General features: G+C 59.2%; 1 protein-coding gene. It reads right to left on the reverse strand.

Annotated elements, in window-relative coordinates:
- Nucleotides 1–212 precede the first annotated feature (212 nt).
- Nucleotides 213–1,178: a hypothetical protein gene (locus tag ACTNB2_RS08800; RefSeq protein ID WP_441044935.1), complete on the reverse strand. Its 966-nt coding sequence runs from the start codon at nt 1,176–1,178 to the stop codon at nt 213–215.
- Between the last annotated feature and the right edge of the window lie 172 nt (nt 1,179–1,350).

The raw sequence follows: 1,350 nt of genomic DNA on the forward strand, positions 1-1,350 counted from the left end.
GGCGGCGGGCGGGGCATGGCCACCGGACCCATCGAAACACATCTCCACCATTCCTTCAACTGGGAAAATGGCGCCCCCGGGGCCCGAGAGGGGCCGCGGGGGCGTTCGGTTGACTGCGGGAGCGTGCCGTCAGCTCAATGTGTTCGGCTGAGATCGGAAATCAACCAATAAATCAGGAGGGCATTCACTGGAACACCCTCCGGTTTTGGTGATTACCGTGCGCCTACCCTTGTTTTTTGCCTTGCGGCCCGTTTCCGTTCCTTTTCAGCCTGTTCCTGCTGGTAAGCGGCCTCTAATATTCTGTCCGCCTGTTCCGTGCCAATGGCCCGCCTGACCCGCTCATAGTCTCTGACCTTTCCCTTTAGGCTGTCTCGCTCGGCGCAGACCTCGTAAATCCTTTCTGACAGGGAACTATTTTTGCTGACCTCCCGGCCATAGTCCGCTTGCAGCCGCTCAAATTTGGATTTGAGGTCGCAGTAGGCCCGGTAGACAGATCGCAGTACCTTGACGATCTTCGCCCATAAGGGCTTGGCCTTTTTCTCCCGGTAGGCCCTGGCCGATTCCAGCGGTCCCGCTTCTGGCAAGACCTGTTCCGGGTCGCTGGAAAATTCCTCCGCCAGCTTCTCCATGCCTTTCAGCATGGGGGCCACATCGTTTAGTTTGGCCTTGGCCTGGGCCGCTTTCTTCTCGGCAGCTGCCGCCTCCCTGTTCTTTCGGTCAACCTCGGCCTGGGCCAGCACAGCCGCCTCCTGAAGCTGTGCAAGCCGCTCCTGTTCACACTTCACCTTGAACTGCGTGACCGTCAGATGTTCCTCGGAACTGCCACGCTCTCCACGCTCCAAGTCCGTGTAGCCAGCGGAGCGCATCTGCTGAAAGAAATCATCCTGCAAGACGCTGTACGACTTTCTCAGCACAGGCTTGCCCTTTGCTGTTCGTAATGGCTCCCCGGTAGCCTCGTCTACTGCGGGCCGGGACGCCCACTTTTTGCTCATGCTGACCTGCATAACGGTTTCTTTGACCTTGCCCACCAGGGATTTGTCCTTACACCGCTTTGTCCATCGTATCTCCTTCTCCACCACCGGGATATAGACCACATGGAGGTGGTAGTGGTACACGTCCTCTCCCAGCGCCTCGGACATAGCCCGGTTGCGTTCGTCGGCGTGCATGACCGCCGACAAAATGTAGGTTGATTTCCGATCTCAGCCGAACACATTGAGCTGATGGCTCGCTCCCGCAGTTAACCGAACGCCCCCGCGGCCCCTCTCGGGCCCCGGGGGCGCCATTTTCCCAGTTGAAGGAATGGTGGAGATGTGTTTCGATGGGTCCGGTGGCCATGCCCCGCCCGCCGCC

Source organism: Collinsella sp. HCP28S3_G2 (genome assembly GCF_052065125.1).
GTDB lineage: Bacteria > Actinomycetota > Coriobacteriia > Coriobacteriales > Coriobacteriaceae > Collinsella.